The sequence below is a fragment of the Aliivibrio sp. S10_S31 genome, assembly GCF_014694495.1.
GTDB classification, from domain to species: domain Bacteria; phylum Pseudomonadota; class Gammaproteobacteria; order Enterobacterales; family Vibrionaceae; genus Aliivibrio; species Aliivibrio fischeri.
Window position 1 is genome coordinate 58,472 of the sequence record NZ_JAAUWR010000014.1, and the last position, 17,004, is coordinate 75,475.

Sequence of the window (17,004 nt, forward strand, 5' to 3'; positions counted from 1 at the left end):
CAAATTATTTTATAAATTCGTTAAAAAACAGTTGATCATTTTAATGAGAATCATTAGCATTCGCATTCGTTAATTAAAAACAACGGAAATGTTATGAAAACTAATGATGAGTTTGACTACGCAATAAGGGGAGGAAATGATGTTCCTGCTGCCTGTTTCCTTAATTCTTTGGCTAGAGAATGTGCTGCAATTCAAATAGTGAAAAATCAATATGAAGCTTATTATCGAATCCCTTTAGGTGGCTCTGATGAGATTCAAATTCCATTAAATTACGTTTCATCAGTTGGCTTACATGAGTATTGTTTCCCTGCTGTATTGTATGCCGAGAAGTCCAGAGCCATCGGCTTTGAAGAGGTCGTAGAGAAAATATTAGAACAACCAGCCTTGGTAGGGCTTATAACGAAAGAGCAGAAAGAAACGTTTCTAGAGCGAGTAAATGAAAGTTACAGTAATACGTATATTGGCGTCAGAAATAACCCATATTCAACGATTCTATTCTCTGAAGCATTAAATTTCCAACAAGCAGAACAAGGTTTACTGATTGGACATTCTTTCCATCCTGCCCCTAAAAGTCGTGAGCAATTCAGTGAAGAAGATGCGAGAAAGTATTCTCCTGAGCTAGGTGGTGAGTTTGCTTTATGTTGGCTGGCTGTTGATTCATCAATTCTTATTTCTGGTTCTTCTGGCCAGTACAATGCGAAAGAGCGATTAGAGCAACTGGTTTCTCAAGATCACCTTTTATCTTTAGCCTTGAGTGGTGTTATTCATGAAGGGGAACACCTTTTTCCCGTTCATCCTTGGCAGTGGACGACCTTACAAGAGCATGAAGATATTCAATCTTATATTCAGTTTGGGTTAATTAGAGAGCTTGGTGAGATCGGTTCAACATGGTATCCAACCTCATCAACTCGTTCACTGTATTCACCAACTTTACCGTATATGCTGAAGTTTTCATTAAGTGTGAAGTTAACCAATTCCATTCGTAATTTATCTTTAAAAGAAGTGATACGCGGAACCCGATTAAACCAATTATTTAATGATACTGAGTTAAATAATGAATTGGGACAAGAACAAGGGTTTCAAGTTATGCAAGAACCCAGTTATTTGGGATTAACCAACAAAATGGGTGAAGAGATAGACGATAGTCTTGTGGCATTTCGTGATAACCCATTAAGCTCAAAACCGGAAGAAGAAGCCGTTGTTCTTGCTACATTAACACAACAAAATCCTTATGGTGGTGAAAGCTTATTAGCGAAAAGAATCAAGCATTATGCAAATTTGTCTCAGTTGTCGTTATCTCAAGTCGCAGAGCAATGGTTTAGTGCTTATTGTCAGTATACGGTTATTCCTTTATTTAACCTTCAGGCTAATTATGGCTTGGTTTTTTTAGCTCATCAGCAGAATATTGTTATGCAGATGAAATCAGGATTTCCTATCGGTATGTATTATCGTGATTGTCAAGGGACGGGATACACGGACTTAGCGTTTGAGTGTTTTCCTGAAGCTTTAAAACAAACTAAGCAAGATATTGAAAACTATTGGAATTACGACAAGGTAAGGCGCTATTTTGCTTATTATTTAATTATCAACTCTACGTTTAATGTCATTGCATCTATCTCAGCTTATTGTGGCGTGAGTGAGCAAACTTTATTACAAGAGTTGCGCAAACAACTTGAGGTATTAAAAGCAAAAGGCGTAAAGGATCCTCGTTGTTTAGATTATGTATTAGAGAGTGAAGCGTTGTGCTGCAAAGGTAATTTTTATTGTTATTTGCAAAACATGAATGAGAACTCAATTCCTGATCCATCAGTTATTTATTTTGATTTACCTAACCCACTAGTTCATATAAAGGATGCGATGAATGTGTAAATATACAACGCTCATTTTTAATGTAGAGCCAAGCCCCACACTCACTTTTACGGTTTCAAATCAGGATCTTGAAGACACTCAGCTTATCAAGAAATCTTTACAAGAAATTGATCATATTTTTAGTACTAACTCAATTATCTCTGAAATTTATTTTGAATCCGAGATACCAAGCCTATTGGTTCAATCACTTCCTAGCCTTTATCAAAATAGGTTATCAAGAGAAGGGTTTTATCAACAAGTTGAACCATGGCATTTGCATTCACCCTCTACTCTGTTTCCTTGGAGAGAAGTTCAGACACTATTACAGTACCGCCATCATCCGTTGCGCCCTGAAATGTCAAAAGGAAAAGTGTATCAACGCTATGATCATAATATTGACGCAGAAATTAGTTTTAGAGTGTTTGATCTTGAAAAGGATTTAGAGCGATTTACTGCATGGATGAATGATCCTCGAGTTGCTAATTTCTGGGAGCAAGCATGGAGTTATGAAAAGTTGGCTGAATTCATTAAAGAACGGTTGGATGACCCACATATTATCCCTCTTATTGGTGAGTTTAATGGTGAACCATTTGGTTATGTTGAAGCATATTGGGTAAGTGAAGACAGATTAAGTCCGTATTACGATGTTCAACCTTATGATCGTGGGATTCATCTTTTGGTGGGGGAGCAAGCATTTAGAGGACCAGAGTATTTTAATTGTTGGATGCGAGCGATCAGTCATTACCTCTTTATTGATGAGGCGAGAACTCAGCGAATTGTATTGGAGCCAAGAGCGGATAATCACCGTTTATTCAATCGCATACAAGAAGTTGGGTACAAAAAATGTTTTGAATTTAATTTCCCTCATAAACGTTCAACATTAATGATGATTAAACGACAGGCATTCTTTTTGGAGCAGTGGTGATGGAGCAAATTGCGTTACATACTCACTGGCCAGCGGCAAACCGTAAAATGGTGGCTAAATTAATCAGTGAGTTAGCTTATGAACAAGCGTTTAAAATAGAGCAAAATAACCAAGGCTATGTATTGAGGCTGGATGATGGTGTTTGTTACCAATTCTTAGGTAAAACTAATATTTGGGGGCAAATAGTTATCGAACCTACTTCGTTAATTCGTAAACAGAAAAGTTTAAATTCTGATGTATTAGCAACGCAATTTATGATGGATGTTCAGCGTGTTATTAACATTGGTGATGAATCGTTAGCTGAACATTTTGAAGATTTAAATGCTACCTTGTTAGGTGATTGCAAGCTTGCACAGCGTAAAATGAATATGTCTGCAAATGAGTTGGCTTTTTTATCATGTGAACAACAACAGCTTTTGTTTAATGGTCATCCTAAGTTTGCTTTTAATAAGGGACGTAGAGGGTGGGGAACACAAGATCTTTCATTATACGCCCCAGAGGCTGAGCGGGCATTTCGGTTAGCTTGGGTTGCGGTACATGAATCCATTTTAGAGAAAGCGACCAATAGCAAAGTGGACTGGAAATGCTTGGTACTTTCTGCGGTGAGTAATGCTGAATTTCATGTTATGAATTCACAGCTTTCGTCATTTAATGTTGATAGTAGCGAATATACTTTTGTACCTGTGCACCCTTGGCAGTGGGAGCAAAAATTATCACTTCTATTTTCTAGAGAAATGGCTGAGAAAACGTTGGTTTACTTGGGGAAATTTGGAGATGAATTTTTACCGCAATTATCAATTAGAACGTTGAGTAATGTAACGCGTCCAGAGAGCTATGATATTAAACTGCCTTTAACAATCATGAATACTTCTTGTTATCGTGGTATTCCTGGTCGTTATATTCTTGCGGGGCCAATAGCATCCGATTGGTTGGATTCTATTTTTAAATCGGATCCTTTATTCGTTGATAAAAAAGCCGAAGTGTTACAAGAGCCAGCAGCAGGGTTCGTTGCTCAGGCTGACTATAAGCTATTGACAGATGCCCCTTATCGTTATCATGAATTGCTTGGTGTGATATGGAGAGAATCAGCGCAATCTAAACTTGGTGAAAATGAGAGTGCGATATTAATGGCCGCACTGATGGAGTCTGATGAATCTGGTGTGCCTCTGATTTCTGAGTATATTCAAGCCTCTGGATTATCAATAGAAGCATGGTTAGATAAGCTGTTTGATGCCGTTGTGATCCCTTTTTATCACTTACTCTGTAAATATGGTGTATCCCTCATTGCGCACGGGCAAAACGTAACGTTAGTTATGGAAGGTGGGATACCAAAGCGCATTTTATTGAAGGATTTTCAGGGAGATATGCGCCTTGTTGAGCGAGATATTCCAGAGCAAGAAACCCTTGCTCCTTTAGTTAAAGAAGTGACAGTTAAATTACCTGAAGAGTTAATTATTCATGATTTGCAAACAGGTCATTTCGTTACGGTTCTTCGCTTTATCTCGCCACTTGTCGAAACTTTAGGATTGCCTGAAATCGAGTTTTATAAGGTACTTGCTCAACGAGTTCACACTTATATGGCTATGACTCCTGAATATAAAGACAGATTTGAACGTTTAGATCTGTTTAAACCCAGAATATTACGTATAGGGCTTAATTTAGCTAAGTTTCGACATAGTACGGATTCGAGTGCTTCTCGTATGCTTCCAGATATGGACGATAAGGTAGATAACCCACTGTACATCGCTTTAAATCAATAACAATAATATTAAATGGAGAAATAATAACATGACAGTCAGATTGGATTTGGCAGGGATCGGTGTTGGTCCCTTTAACTTAAGCATAGCGTCGCTTTTGGATCCTCAAAAACACATTAATGCGACCTTTTTTGAAAGTCGAGAGTCTTTTGCTTGGCACCCCGGCTTGTTACTTGATAACACCAATATGCAGACGATGTTTTTAAAAGACTTAGTTAGTGCGGTGTATCCTGAAAGTCCTTACTCTTTTTTATCTTATTTAGTGAAGAATAAGAAATTCTATCGGTTTTTATCCGCAGAATTAAGTTGTATTAGTCGTCATGAGTTTTCAGATTATTTGGCATGGGTTTCTCAGCAATTAAGTAACGTGAAATTCTCAACCCATGTTGAGAATGTAGAATTTAACGGTGATTCATTTGAAATCCAAACGACTAATGGAGTGTATGAGGCGAAAAACTTATGCATTGGTACAGGTAAGGTTCCTTTTATTCCTGAGTGTGCCGTTCCACATATAGGTCCAAGTGCTTTTCATGCCGCGGAAATGGGATTACGTTCGCGTGATTTTACGAATAAGCGTGTTGTGATTGTGGGTGGTGGCCAAAGTGGTGCAGATATATTTTTAAATGTACTGCGAGAAAAATGGGGTAAACCTGCTTCATTAGATTGGGTTTCACGACGCTCTAATTTTCAACCATTAGACGAAGCATCATTTACTAATGAATTTTTTACTCCTGATTATGTGAATGCGTTTGTTAACTTGGCTCCTAATGTTAAACAATCAGAAATTGAGGCTCAAAAACTCACTTCAGACGGCATAACTCAACTTGCACTATTAGACATATATCGAGAGTTATACCATCGTTTTGATGTACTAAAAGAAGATAAATGGGTTCGTTTGTTACCACATAGAACGATGAATTCATTGAATATTAATGAGTTTGAATTTTCGCTAGGTATTCATAACGCATTAAGCCAGCAGTTAGAAATACATCAAGCGGACATTGTCATTTTAGCGACTGGTTTCAAGTCTCCTTATCCGGCTTGTTTAAACTCCATCCTTCCTTTGTTGGATCTTGATGATCAAGGTCGATATCAATTAACGCCTGAATTTGAATTGAAATGGAAAGGCAGCAAGAACAACAAGATATTTGCTGTTAATGCTGGTATGCATAGTCATGGTATTGCAGAGCCCCAGCTGAGCCTAATGGCATGGCGTAGTGCTCGTATTATTAATCAGTTAACAGGCACTGCGGTATATGACATTGCATCTAACCCTGGAATGATTGATTGGATCTCAGAACCTAAGGTGTGCGAACCCTCAACTGTGTAGATCTTTATAGTTTGGTTTTATAAAAATAGTTGAATACGGATTTTTATCATTCGTATTCATTTGTTGTGATAATAATATAAAAAGAGAAAGTAGATGAACGTTAAAAAAGGGAATTATCCGTTAACTTTAGTTGCAATGGCAGTCGCTGTTGCAACGACGAGTGCTGCTATGTCAGTTCAGGCAGAGGAATATACATCGACAACTGAAGAAACCATGGTGGTTGTTTCAAGCCGGACACCTAAAGCTATCAGTGAAATTCCAGGAACAGTATGGTTTGTTGATTCGGAGCAAATTGAACAAGAATACCGTGGTGGTAAAACACTGGGTGAGATTTTGGCAACGACGATTCCATCCTTAGATGTAAGTAGTGGTGCAAGAACCAATTACGGTCAAAATTTACGTGGCCGTGCAATGCTTGTGATGATTGATGGTGTTTCGTTGCAATCTTCTCGCCCAATCAGTCGTCAGCTTGATGCGATTGACCCATTTAATATTGAGCGAATTGAAGTACTCTCTGGCGCAACTTCGATTTATGGTGCGGGTGCTACTGGCGGTGTAATTAACATCATTACAAAAAAAGCAGACAGTGATGAATTGCAATTTGAAAGTTATGTGAGTGGTAGTTCGGGCTTTAATAGCGGAGATGATTTCGATTATAAACTCGCACAATCAATTTCTGGAGGTACAGAGAAAGTAAAAGCGAGAGTATCTGCCGTATATACTGAAACTCAGGGATATTATGATGCTAATGGTGATATTGTTACGCCTGATATATCTCAAGGGTCATTGCAATATAATGAGACAATTGATTTACAAAGTACGGTAGATGTCGCTATCTCTGATACGAAGAACATCAATTTTTTAGCTCAATATTATGATAGCCAACAAGACTCCCCTTACGGTCTTTACATTAAAAATTATAAGTTTATTGATGTAAGAAAAGGGTTTGAGTCGGATCGCCAACATGGTACTGAACGTATTATGTTAAGTGCTGCTTATAGTGATTCAGAAGTGTTAGGTCACCAGTTAGTTGTAGAGGCGTCTTATCGTAAAGAAGATCAAACTTATACGCCATATTATCAAAGTGCCTCTCAGCAAACGACGGATGTTATCTCTTTAAAAACAGCACTTGCGAAATCATTTGGAAAAGTGAATTTGGTTTATGGTGTTGATGCGTACATGGATAAGTTTGATAGTAATCAGGCTTTATTTGATCCAACCATTGCCAATAACTCTGGAAATTTGGTTAATCAAACGTATGCAAAAGTTGGGCGTTATCCCGGGGTAGAAGTTGGCTCTGTTGCTGGCTTTATTCAAGCCGATATTAATATCACTGATGATTGGTCTATTGAGGGCGGTTATCGCTATCAATATATGAATAATAAGATCGATGATTTTGTCGATTATAAGATTCAAAAGAAAATTGCTGCGGGAAATGGTGTTTCAGCTGATGTTGTACCAGGTGGTGAGACAGATTATACCGTTGGTTTGTTTAACCTTGGTACGATATATAAATTGACCTCAGAGTCACAAATATGGGCGAATTTCTCACAAGGTTTTGATTTGGCCGATCCTGCTAAATATTATGGGCAAGGTTCGTATTCTGCAGTTGATGCAAATGGTCATTATACGCTTCAAAATAGTATTAATGTTGCTGGTTCTAAAATGTCAGGGATAAAAACAAACAGCTATGAAGTTGGTTTTAGAACTGACCAAAGTGCTTTGAGTTTTCAAACTGCGGCGTATTTTTCTCAATCGGATAACTCAGTTAAATACAATAAGAAAACGTTGTTAATTGAAGATGTAGATAATGAAAAACGTGTTTACGGTGCTGAAGCATTAGTATCGTATTGGGTGATGGATAATCTTCAAGTAGGGGCTTCTGGTCATTATGTTATTTCAGAATTACAAACGGATGGGAAATGGGACGATTTAAGTGCTGGTGAGGCAAGTACATCTAAAGCAAACTCCTGGGTTGGTTGGTATGAATCTGATTTGGCGTTAAAAGTTCAAAGCCAAACCATGTTCGATTATAAAGATTCAAGTGATAATGAATTATCCGGTTATACCGTGTTTGACTTAGTGGGTAGTTATGAATTGCCAGTCGGAAGTTTAGGTTTTGGTATTCAAAACTTGTTTAATAAAGATTATACAACGGCTTGGGGACAACGAGCTCAGATCTTATATTCTAGCCACTATGATGCAGCTGCATATGATTATAAAGGTCGTGGCCGCACCTACACTCTTAACTACCAAGTAACTTACTAACTGATTCTTTTGTAAATAAAATCAATAAGGCTATCTTTATGAGGTAGCCTTATTTTTATTAATAACTGCCGAGTGTGTCCATGTATTGATGGTAATAATTCGGTATGATTGAAATATAAGCATTTTATTTATAAGGTGTAGAAAGTTTAGCTATTTATAAATTAGAAAAGGATGACAGCGAATGACATATGACACATTAATTACCATCGGCGTTTTGGTTTTCTTGGTCTTAATTCTTATTGCTCTAGGGGTTAAAATGGTTCCTCAAGGGTATAATTGGACCGTAGAACGCTTTGGTCGATATACGCAAACATTGCAACCTGGTCTAAATATTATTATCCCGTTTGTTGATGGTATTGGTCAGAAAATTAATATGATGGAACAGGTTCTTGATATTCCTGCACAAGAGGTCATTTCTAAAGATAATGCTAATGTAACGATTGATGCGGTTTGTTTCGTTCAAGTTGTTGATGCAGCAAAAGCCGCTTATGAAGTCAGTGACCTTCAACATGCTATTCGTAATCTTACATTAACGAACATGCGTACCGTTTTAGGCTCGATGGAACTAGATGAAATGCTAAGCCAGCGAGATATGATTAACGTAAAACTATTAGCGATTGTCGATGCAGCAACCAATCCATGGGGTGTAAAGGTCACTCGTATTGAGATTAAAGACGTGCAACCACCTGCAGATCTAACTGCTGCAATGAATGCTCAAATGAAAGCTGAACGTAATAAACGAGCAGATGTACTAGAAGCGGAAGGGGTGCGTCAAGCTGAGATCCTAAAAGCAGAAGGTCATAAGCAAGCTGAAATTCTTAAAGCTGAGGGTGATAAGCAAGCTGCAATCTTGCAAGCAGAAGCTCGTGAACGTGCGGCTGAAGCAGAGGCTAACGCAACCCGAATGGTATCAGAAGCGATTGCTCAAGGTGATGTTCAAGCCGTTAATTACTTTATCGCTCAAGGTTATACTGAGGCAATTAAATCGATTGGCCAAGCAGAGAATGGCAAAATTATTATGCTACCATTAGAGGCAACAGGTTTAATGGGCTCTGTTGCTGGCATTGCTGAGATGTTCAAAGCAGATAAAGAGGTCCAAAAATAGGAGTTCACCATGGAGTTTTTTGAACAGATGAATCATTGGCACTGGTTGACTTTAGGGTTGTTACTACTTGCTGGTGAATTATTAGGAACAGCGGGCTATTTTTTGTGGATAGGGCTATCAGCGGTGGCTGTTGGAGCGTTATATGCCGTGATACCACTTAGTTGGCAAATGCAGTGGATCAGTTTTGCTGTTTTTTCACTCTTTACGACTTGGTTATGGTGGCGCTATCAGCATAAAAAAGACATGAGTTCTGATGCAAAAAGAGCGCTTAATCAAAAAGATAAGCAACTGATTGGTCAAACATCTCGTTTGGAAGAAGATGTTCATGCAGGTTCTTGTCGAATTGTATTAGGTGATACCACATGGTCAGCTAAAAGTGCCGTTGATATAGAAAAAGGAACACTAGTTCGAGTAGTTTCTGTTGATGGTATTATTTTGACAATTGAACCAGTAAAAAAATAATTTAACATTTTCATTTAAAGTGGATAATTTGTTGTGTTTAACCGCAATGAATTATTCACTTTTTTCACATATTCTTTGTGAAAGATATTTCTTTGTTTCAAATATAATTATCTTGCATTCATATATTCATAAATTAATGTACTTTTGTGCCTTTTTATTTTATTTTTTGCATCCTAGCCAAAGAATATAGCTATGGCGATAAAAATAATTATAAGTTAATTCAATGGACAAAAATTATGGATTATAAAAACCTAACGGTGCAAAAGAAAATTGCTACTGTTTTTTCTGTTATTGGTTTGGTAATGGTGGCTTTTGCTCTATTTCTTTTACAAGAATTAAATAAAGTAGAAGCAGAAGTAATTAACTTTACTGACTCCACAGTACCGAGTGTGTTGTCTGCAGAAGAATTATATTTCGAAATGAATGCATATCGTCGAAATCAATATGCTGCATTAAATTATGAAACGAAAGATGCATTAGGCTTTTTAACTATTCTGTCGAAGCAAGAAAATGACATAAAAGCTGAACTTGCTGCGTATGAAGCGACGGTAATTACTGAGCATGAACGCCGTATCTTTAATCACGTTAAAAATAGTTGGCAAACCTATACGACTCAACTTAAAGGTTTTAATAGCTTAGTTAGTAACCAAGAAATCAAACAAGCACAGAAAGAGTTAGTGAATACATTCATTTTATTTGAAAATGTAGGGGCAGCATTAGATGGGTTAATACAAATTAATATAGGATTTGTTGCGAATAATCGCACAGCCATCATGCATAGTGTTGATAATGTAACCACCGCAACAAAAGTATCATTTAGTGCATTAATTGCATTTATGATTTTTGTAACCTTCTTTTTAGCTCGTCAAATTTGCCGTCCATTACATTTGGTTGTTGAACAATCTAAAGCGATCGCTGCGGGAGATTTAACTTTTGAACTTCGTCGTGAAGAAATTGGTAATGACGAATTAGGTGCATTAGCAGATACAAATATCGAAATGCAGCATCAACTGCGAACTTTAATTGAAAATACAATTTCAGCGGTAACTCAACTTTCAGTCGAAGTGAAAGAAATGAATGATAGTTCGGAAAAATCGTTCGATAATACGACTGCAATGTCAGATATTACGGTTGTTGCCGCTGCAATTGACGATATAAAAACAGCTATTGATGAACCTAAAAAAGAGTCAATTAAATTAAATAGCATCATTGAAATCATGAACAATATTGCTGAAGAAACGCATACATTTACGACGAATATTGCGAGTGAAGCAGCTGTTTTGGATAAACAAAATGCTCGTTTTGAGGTGATGGTTACTGAAGCCCATGCTCTTGCTAGTCATACTCAACTATCAACGAAAAAAGCAGTGACGTTTATAGAATCATTGCAAGAAAATATGACGTATAAAAACATAGAGCAATCGAGAATAAAATTATCTCAATTAGCAAATACACTACAAACATTTTTGTCTTATTTTAAAGTGTAACTATATAATAATGGATATAATTTTATTTGACGTTATTATTTTGACTTTTGAGCTTTAAAAAAGTAATTTCACAATTATATTATCTAAAGTGGATAATTTATTATATTCGATATGATAAATTGTTCACATTTTTTACAAGCCTGCCTCAATGCCTTAACTGGATTAATATCCACCCCTAATTTGCTGTAATTATTGATATTTATCATATTTATAATTTGATGTACTTTTATGATCATTTCGTATACCTTCCGCGCCCTTGTCAGATACCTAATAAAAATAATGACAATAAAAATATAAATTAATCCAAAGGTCGTGAATTATGAGTTATAAGAATTTAGCGGTTCGCAATAAAATTGCCGCTGTATTTTTAGTTATTGCATTAGTAATTGTAGCATTTGCTACTTTTTTATTGCAGGAATTAAATAAAGTTGAAGAGAGGGTTATTAACTTTGCTGATTCAACGGTCCCTAGTGTTATTTCTGTTGAGAATTTGTATTTTGATATGAATACGCATCGACGTAATCAATATGCCGGGTTAACACTTAAGCAAGAAGATTTACCAAACTTGATTGCGACATTGGCATCTCAGGAAAGTATGATAAATGCTGAGTTAGCAAAATATGAAAGTACGGTAAGTAGTGATAATGAACGTCGTGTCTTTGATCGCGTTTTAACACATTGGAGAAAGTATGAAGATCTTTTAAAAAACTTCCCAGTGTTGATTCAAAATAGAGATATTGAGCAAGCACAATTAGAGCTTTCTAAATCTATTACACAGTTTCTTGAATTAGGTGATGCGATGGATGCTTTGGTTGAAACTAATTTAGGTTTTGTTGCGAACAACCGTACCTCAATTATGCGTAGTGTTGATAGTGTAACGATGGCAACAAAAGTCTCATTCAGTGCATTAATAGCATTTATGATCTTTGTTACTTTCTTTTTAGCTCGCCAAATTTGTCGCCCATTGAACTTAGTTGTTGAGCAATCTAAAGCCATAGCATCGGGTGATTTAACGTTTAAACTTAATCGTGAAGAAATTGGTAATGATGAATTAGGTGCATTGGCTGATACTAATATTGAGATGCAAAACCAATTACGTATTTTAATTGAAGATACGATTTCGGCAGTGACACAGCTTTCAACTGCAGTTGAAGAAATGAGTGCGATTTCAGAGCAATCTTCACGTGGTATGCAGCAGCAACAATCAGACATCACAATGGTTGCCGCTGCAATGGAAGAGATGAAGGCAACGGTTGCTGATGTAGCAAATAATACAGAAACAGCATCGACGTCTGCTTTAGAAGCGTCAGAAGAAGCCAAGCAAGGTAACCAAGACGTTCAATCTAACATTGAGCAAATTCAGATTGTTTCTCGTGATATTGAGCAAGCAGGTGAGTTGGTTGAAGAATTAGAGCGCGAATCAAATAACATCAGCGTAGTTGTTGAAGTTATTCGTGGCATTGCAGATCAAACAAACCTATTAGCATTGAACGCAGCGATTGAAGCGGCACGTGCTGGTGAACAAGGTCGTGGTTTTGCGGTTGTTGCCGATGAAGTTCGCTCTCTTGCTGGTCGTACTCAATCATCAACAAGTGAAATCGTTGAAATCATTGAAAAGTTACAAGCAAGTGCTGCACATGCTAAATCAGCGACAGATCAAAGTTGTTCTAAGATCCGTGTTTGTGTAGAGCAAAGTGTTCAAACAGGTAACTCAATTCAAATGATTGAAGAAACCATGATGAAAGTAACGGACACGAGCATTCAAATTGCAAGTGCATGTAGCCAACAAGACTCAGTAACAGAAGAACTGGGTCGCAACATTCAAAGCATGAGCCTATCGGCAAGTGAAGTTGCACTAGGCGCAGAGCAAACGGCTCAATCAAGTGTTGAGTTAGCGCAGTTAGCAAATAAATTACAAACTTCTTTATCGTACTTTAAAGTTTAATTTTTGATTGAGTTTAAAGAGCAAAGTGATGGCAAATGTCATCACTTTTTTTATGAGTCCATAGGAAATCAATAATAATAGAAGGAATGAATAAAAAAATTTTTTCCAAAAAAAATATTGGCGTCTTTTTTGTTGGCGGTATAATTTTGACCTTTGAGCCGGAGTGAAAATTATTTCACATTTTTTCATTGAAATTAGGCAAATTATTACTCTTATCAATAACACCCTGCTTACCTTTTTTACTATTAAAGAAATGCAATGGTTTGCTTGTTGTAAGATTAAATAAGTGTTTCATTGTTTTAACTTTTATTGCAATTATAAAACCATGTGACTTTTTACATATTTTATTTTATTTTCTCGTTCACCTGCCGATAACGTTCGCAGATGAGTTAATTCGTTGACTCAAATAGCAATGCTCATGGAACGAGTGAGAAGAATAATTTATAAGGTTGTAAAATATCATGAGTTACAAAAATTTAGCAGTGCAAAAGAAAATTGCAGTTGTCTTTTCTGCCATTGGTTTGGTGATGATTGCGTTCGCTTTTTTCCTATTACAAGAATTAAACAAAGTAGAGTCAGAAGTTATTAATTTTACTGATTCTACAGTTCCAAGTGTGTTGTCAGTTGAAGACGTATATTATGAAATGAATGCGTATCGTCGTAACCAATATGCTGCATTAACTTATCAAGAAAAAGACTTACCTAATTTATTATCAACATTATCTAAACAAGAAGCTCAAATTAAATCTGATCTTGATGCTTATGAAGCAACGGTTGCGAGTGAAGATGAGCGCCGTGTTTTTGATCGTGTTGCAAATGGTTGGAATAAGTATTTAACTGAATTAAAAGAATTTAACGGCTTAGTTGCGAATAAAGATCTTAAGTTAGCCCAACAGGAATTGTTGGATTCTTTCTCTCAATTTGAAGAAGTTGGCGCAGCAATGGATGGGTTAGTTCAAAAAAACCTTAGTTTTGTTAGTAATAATCGCCAATCAATCATGAATAGCGTTAATAGTGTAACGTTGGCAACAAAAGTATCGTTCAGTGCATTAATCGCATTTATGATCTTTATTACTTTCTTCTTAGCTCGTCAAATTTGTCGTCCATTAAACTTAGTGGTTGAACAGTCTAAAGCGATTGCTGCGGGTGATTTAACGTTTGAACTTCGTCGTAGTGAAATTGGTAATGATGAGTTAGGTGCATTGGCTGATACTAATATTGAAATGCAGCATCAATTACGTATTTTAATTGAAGATACGATTTCTGCTGTTACTCAACTTTCAGCAGCGGTTGAAGAGATGAGTGCGATTTCAGAGCAATCTTCACGTGGTATGCAACAACAGCAATCAGACATCACAATGGTCGCCGCTGCAATGGAAGAGATGAAAGCAACGGTTGCAGAAGTGGCAAACAACACTGAAACTGCATCAACGTCTGCTTTAGAAGCGTCAGAAGAAGCCAAGCAAGGTAACCAAGACGTTCAATCTAACATTGAGCAAATTCAGATTGTTTCTCGTGATATTGAGCAAGCAGGTGAGTTGGTTGAAGAATTAGAGCGCGAATCAAATAACATCAGCGTAGTTGTTGAAGTTATTCGTGGTATCGCAGATCAAACGAACTTATTAGCATTGAACGCAGCGATCGAAGCGGCACGTGCTGGTGAGCAAGGTCGTGGTTTTGCGGTTGTTGCTGATGAAGTTCGCTCTCTTGCTGGTCGTACTCAATCATCAACAAGTGAAATCGTTGAAATCATTGAGAAGTTACAAGCAAGTGCTGCGCATGCTAAATCAGCAACAGATCAAAGTTGTTCTAAGATCCGTGTTTGTGTAGAGCAAAGTGTTCAAACAGGTAACTCAATTCAAATGATTGAAGAAACCATGATGAAAGTAACGGACACGAGTATTCAAATTGCAAGTGCATGTAGCCAACAAGACTCAGTAACAGAAGAACTTGGTCGCAACATTCAAAGCATGAGCCTATCGGCAAGCGAAGTTGCACTAGGTGCAGAGCAAACGGCTCAATCAAGTGTTGAGTTAGCGCAATTGGCTTCAACTCTTCAGCAGTCTCTATCGCGCTTTAAAGTGTAATTTGACGATTCATTGAATTGAGTTAGTGTGTACTAGAAACTAGAAACTAGAAACTAGAAACTAGAAACTAGAAACTAGAAACTAGAAAGGAGATCATATGATCTCCTTTTTTTATGTCTTCATGCTTATATGGTTTGGTATAAACTTAAATTTTATTTTTAATGGCTTTAATCAAGATTGATGTATCCATTCTGCCTAAGCCTTGTTCTTGTAGGCTTTGATACTCTTTATCTACTTCTTCCGTTAAGGGAAGTGAAATACCATTAGCTTTCGCTTCATCTAGACAAATACCAAGATCTTTTCTCATCCAGTCGATTGCAAAACCAAAATCAAATTTATCTTGTGCCATGGTACTTGCACGGTTTTCCATTTGCCACGAGCCTGCTGCACCGTGTTTTAATGTTTCAACAACAAGGTCAATATCTAGGTTAGCTTTTTCAGCAAGGATCAATGCTTCACTTAATCCTTTTAATACACCAGCAATACAGATCTGGTTTGCCATTTTACAGCGTTGCCCTTGGCCGTTTTCACCAAGAAGTGTAATGGCTTTTGCAAAACTTTGAATAACTGGTTTTGCGATATTGAAAGCCGCTTCATTACCGCCGCACATTACGGTTAATACACCATTTTCAGCACCAGCTTGTCCTCCAGAGACAGGAGCATCAATAAAGTGATTACCTTGATCTTCACAGGCTTTTGCTAATTCGATTGCTAGTGTCGCTGATGTTGTGGTGTTATCCACTAAGATAGCACCAGGTTTTAATCCTGCAAGAATGCCATCGTCGCCATAAATCACGCTACGGACATCGTCATCATTTCCAACACAAATGAATACGATATCTGAGCCTTCAGAGGCTTCACGTGGCGTCGAAGCGGACTGTCCTTTATATTCTTCTGCCCACTGCTTTGCTTTCGCTTCGGTACGATTATAAACCGTTGTAGAATAACCTGCATTTTGAAGGTGACGAGCCATTGGGTAGCCCATAACGCCTAAACCGATAAAGCTAACATTAGTGATTTCCATGTCGTTCCTTATTTATGTTGTAATGTGATAGTCGTTTAATCTACTTTCTAAGTATTTATATGATTAATAGCTTGTTTATAGGACTCATGAGAATTAAAACATATCTTGTAACAGTTTAATATCTGAATATTAACCATGTTTTTATCGAGGTTAATATTTATTCAACAAGTCGATATTGAAACTGTTTAGTTCAATACCAAAATTAATTTCAGCTGCTTTTTCATATATTTCATTAATGTTTTTTTGAACTGAAGTAATCGTAAGTGTATTGTTATCCAAAATGAATACTTGCTTTTGAGTTGTATAATAGAAGGCCAGTATTAATAGTGAATCATGGTCATTTTGCTCTGCTTTTGTCTTTATCGCTGCAAGTTTTCGGTAAATACGATGATGGAGCTGTTTTAGTTTCCAAACATACATAATGTCATCGAAGTATGGGTAAGTTTTAACTTTATTCATAATGAAAGAAGTGGCGATGAGACTTAAGATGACGCCTAAAACATTGAGGTGAAAGTTACCTGTAGAACCTGATTCTGTCACACCTTCAAAACCAAAAAATGCAATCAGAATGGATCCAAATAAAATAGCAAGAGCTGCAAGTAAAGCAACAAAATACACCATTATAAGATTGGTTTTCTTTCGGTAAGTATCTTTATCTATATTTTGAATTTTCATATCCGATCTCTCTAATTCGACTTATGCTTATTGATAAGTGTAGCGCGGAAATAAGTGGAATTGGAATTAAGAAAGAGTAACCGTTAGTGTT

At 36.9% G+C, this 17,004-nt stretch carries 12 protein-coding genes; 10 read left to right on the top strand and 2 right to left on the bottom strand.

Translation table 11 applies throughout. From position 1 onward, the window contains the following. The first annotated feature begins 93 nt into the window (after nucleotides 1–93). From HC728_RS13130 to HC728_RS13175, 10 genes are all read left to right on the top strand, one after another. Nucleotides 94–1,869 carry an IucA/IucC family siderophore biosynthesis protein gene (locus HC728_RS13130; RefSeq protein WP_190395617.1) on the top strand — a complete coding sequence of 592 codons (1,776 nt, stop codon included), beginning with the start codon at nucleotides 94–96 and terminating at the stop codon, nucleotides 1,867–1,869. Then, complete coding sequence (locus HC728_RS13135; protein WP_190395618.1) at nucleotides 1,862–2,773, top strand: GNAT family N-acetyltransferase; 912 nt, start codon at nucleotides 1,862–1,864, stop codon at nucleotides 2,771–2,773. The genes HC728_RS13130 and HC728_RS13135 overlap by 8 nt, the downstream gene beginning before the upstream one ends. Continuing rightward, complete coding sequence (locus tag HC728_RS13140; protein ID WP_065598113.1) at nucleotides 2,773–4,533, top strand: IucA/IucC family siderophore biosynthesis protein; 1,761 nt, start codon at nucleotides 2,773–2,775, stop codon at nucleotides 4,531–4,533. The genes HC728_RS13135 and HC728_RS13140 overlap by 1 nt, the downstream gene beginning before the upstream one ends. Nucleotides 4,534–4,561: 28 nt before the next feature. Next, entirely contained in the window at nucleotides 4,562–5,860 is a 1,299-nt protein-coding gene (locus tag HC728_RS13145) for a lysine N(6)-hydroxylase/L-ornithine N(5)-oxygenase family protein (RefSeq protein WP_065621212.1), read from the top strand. 93 nt (nucleotides 5,861–5,953) lie between these two features. Continuing rightward, a complete protein-coding gene (locus tag HC728_RS13150; RefSeq protein ID WP_065621209.1) occupies nucleotides 5,954–8,128 on the top strand; it encodes a TonB-dependent receptor in 2,175 nt (724 codons plus the stop codon). 181 nt (nucleotides 8,129–8,309) lie between these two features. After that, nucleotides 8,310–9,233, top strand: a complete 924-nt coding sequence (locus tag HC728_RS13155) for an SPFH domain-containing protein (protein ID WP_017019351.1) — start codon at nucleotides 8,310–8,312, stop codon at nucleotides 9,231–9,233. Between the two features lie 9 nt (nucleotides 9,234–9,242). Further along, the gene (locus tag HC728_RS13160) at nucleotides 9,243–9,695 is read left to right on the top strand and encodes an NfeD family protein (RefSeq protein ID WP_012535553.1); all 453 of its coding nucleotides are present in this window, start codon (nucleotides 9,243–9,245) and stop codon (nucleotides 9,693–9,695) included. A 236-nt stretch (nucleotides 9,696–9,931) separates the two neighbouring features. Beyond that, the gene (locus HC728_RS13165; RefSeq protein WP_065598111.1) at nucleotides 9,932–11,182 is read left to right on the top strand and encodes a methyl-accepting chemotaxis protein; all 1,251 of its coding nucleotides are present in this window, start codon (nucleotides 9,932–9,934) and stop codon (nucleotides 11,180–11,182) included. Nucleotides 11,183–11,501: 319 nt separating this feature from the next. After that, complete coding sequence (locus HC728_RS13170; protein ID WP_065598110.1) at nucleotides 11,502–13,127, top strand: methyl-accepting chemotaxis protein; 1,626 nt, start codon at nucleotides 11,502–11,504, stop codon at nucleotides 13,125–13,127. A gap of 461 nt (nucleotides 13,128–13,588) precedes the next feature. After that, entirely contained in the window at nucleotides 13,589–15,214 is a 1,626-nt protein-coding gene (locus tag HC728_RS13175) for a methyl-accepting chemotaxis protein (protein ID WP_065598108.1), read from the top strand. Nucleotides 15,215–15,359: 145 nt separating this feature from the next. Here the strand turns inward: HC728_RS13175 and HC728_RS13180 are convergent, their stop codons facing one another. Next, complete coding sequence (locus HC728_RS13180) at nucleotides 15,360–16,238, bottom strand: NAD(P)-dependent oxidoreductase (protein WP_017019355.1); 879 nt, start codon at nucleotides 16,236–16,238, stop codon at nucleotides 15,360–15,362. Nucleotides 16,239–16,388: 150 nt separating this feature from the next. Then, the gene (locus HC728_RS13185; protein WP_017019356.1) at nucleotides 16,389–16,913 is read right to left on the bottom strand and encodes a DUF3087 domain-containing protein; all 525 of its coding nucleotides are present in this window, start codon (nucleotides 16,911–16,913) and stop codon (nucleotides 16,389–16,391) included. Nucleotides 16,914–17,004 lie beyond the last annotated feature (91 nt).

What these genes read in the sequence shown, in the direction of transcription:
- HC728_RS13150 (WP_065621209.1), top strand. Translation starts at nt 5,954, where the DNA reads ATGAACGTTAAAAAAGGGAATTATCCGTTAACTTTAGTTGCAATGGCA.
- HC728_RS13155 (WP_017019351.1), top strand. Translation starts at nt 8,310, where the DNA reads ATGACATATGACACATTAATTACCATCGGCGTTTTGGTTTTCTTGGTC.
- HC728_RS13135 (WP_190395618.1), top strand. Translation starts at nt 1,862, where the DNA reads ATGTGTAAATATACAACGCTCATTTTTAATGTAGAGCCAAGCCCCACA.
- HC728_RS13165 (WP_065598111.1), top strand. Translation starts at nt 9,932, where the DNA reads ATGGATTATAAAAACCTAACGGTGCAAAAGAAAATTGCTACTGTTTTT.
- HC728_RS13140 (WP_065598113.1), top strand. Translation starts at nt 2,773, where the DNA reads ATGGAGCAAATTGCGTTACATACTCACTGGCCAGCGGCAAACCGTAAA.
- HC728_RS13130 (WP_190395617.1), top strand. Translation starts at nt 94, where the DNA reads ATGAAAACTAATGATGAGTTTGACTACGCAATAAGGGGAGGAAATGAT.
- HC728_RS13145 (WP_065621212.1), top strand. Translation starts at nt 4,562, where the DNA reads ATGACAGTCAGATTGGATTTGGCAGGGATCGGTGTTGGTCCCTTTAAC.
- HC728_RS13185 (WP_017019356.1), bottom strand. Translation starts at nt 16,913, where the DNA reads ATGAAAATTCAAAATATAGATAAAGATACTTACCGAAAGAAAACCAAT.
- HC728_RS13170 (WP_065598110.1), top strand. Translation starts at nt 11,502, where the DNA reads ATGAGTTATAAGAATTTAGCGGTTCGCAATAAAATTGCCGCTGTATTT.
- HC728_RS13175 (WP_065598108.1), top strand. Translation starts at nt 13,589, where the DNA reads ATGAGTTACAAAAATTTAGCAGTGCAAAAGAAAATTGCAGTTGTCTTT.
- HC728_RS13160 (WP_012535553.1), top strand. Translation starts at nt 9,243, where the DNA reads ATGGAGTTTTTTGAACAGATGAATCATTGGCACTGGTTGACTTTAGGG.
- HC728_RS13180 (WP_017019355.1), bottom strand. Translation starts at nt 16,238, where the DNA reads ATGGAAATCACTAATGTTAGCTTTATCGGTTTAGGCGTTATGGGCTAC.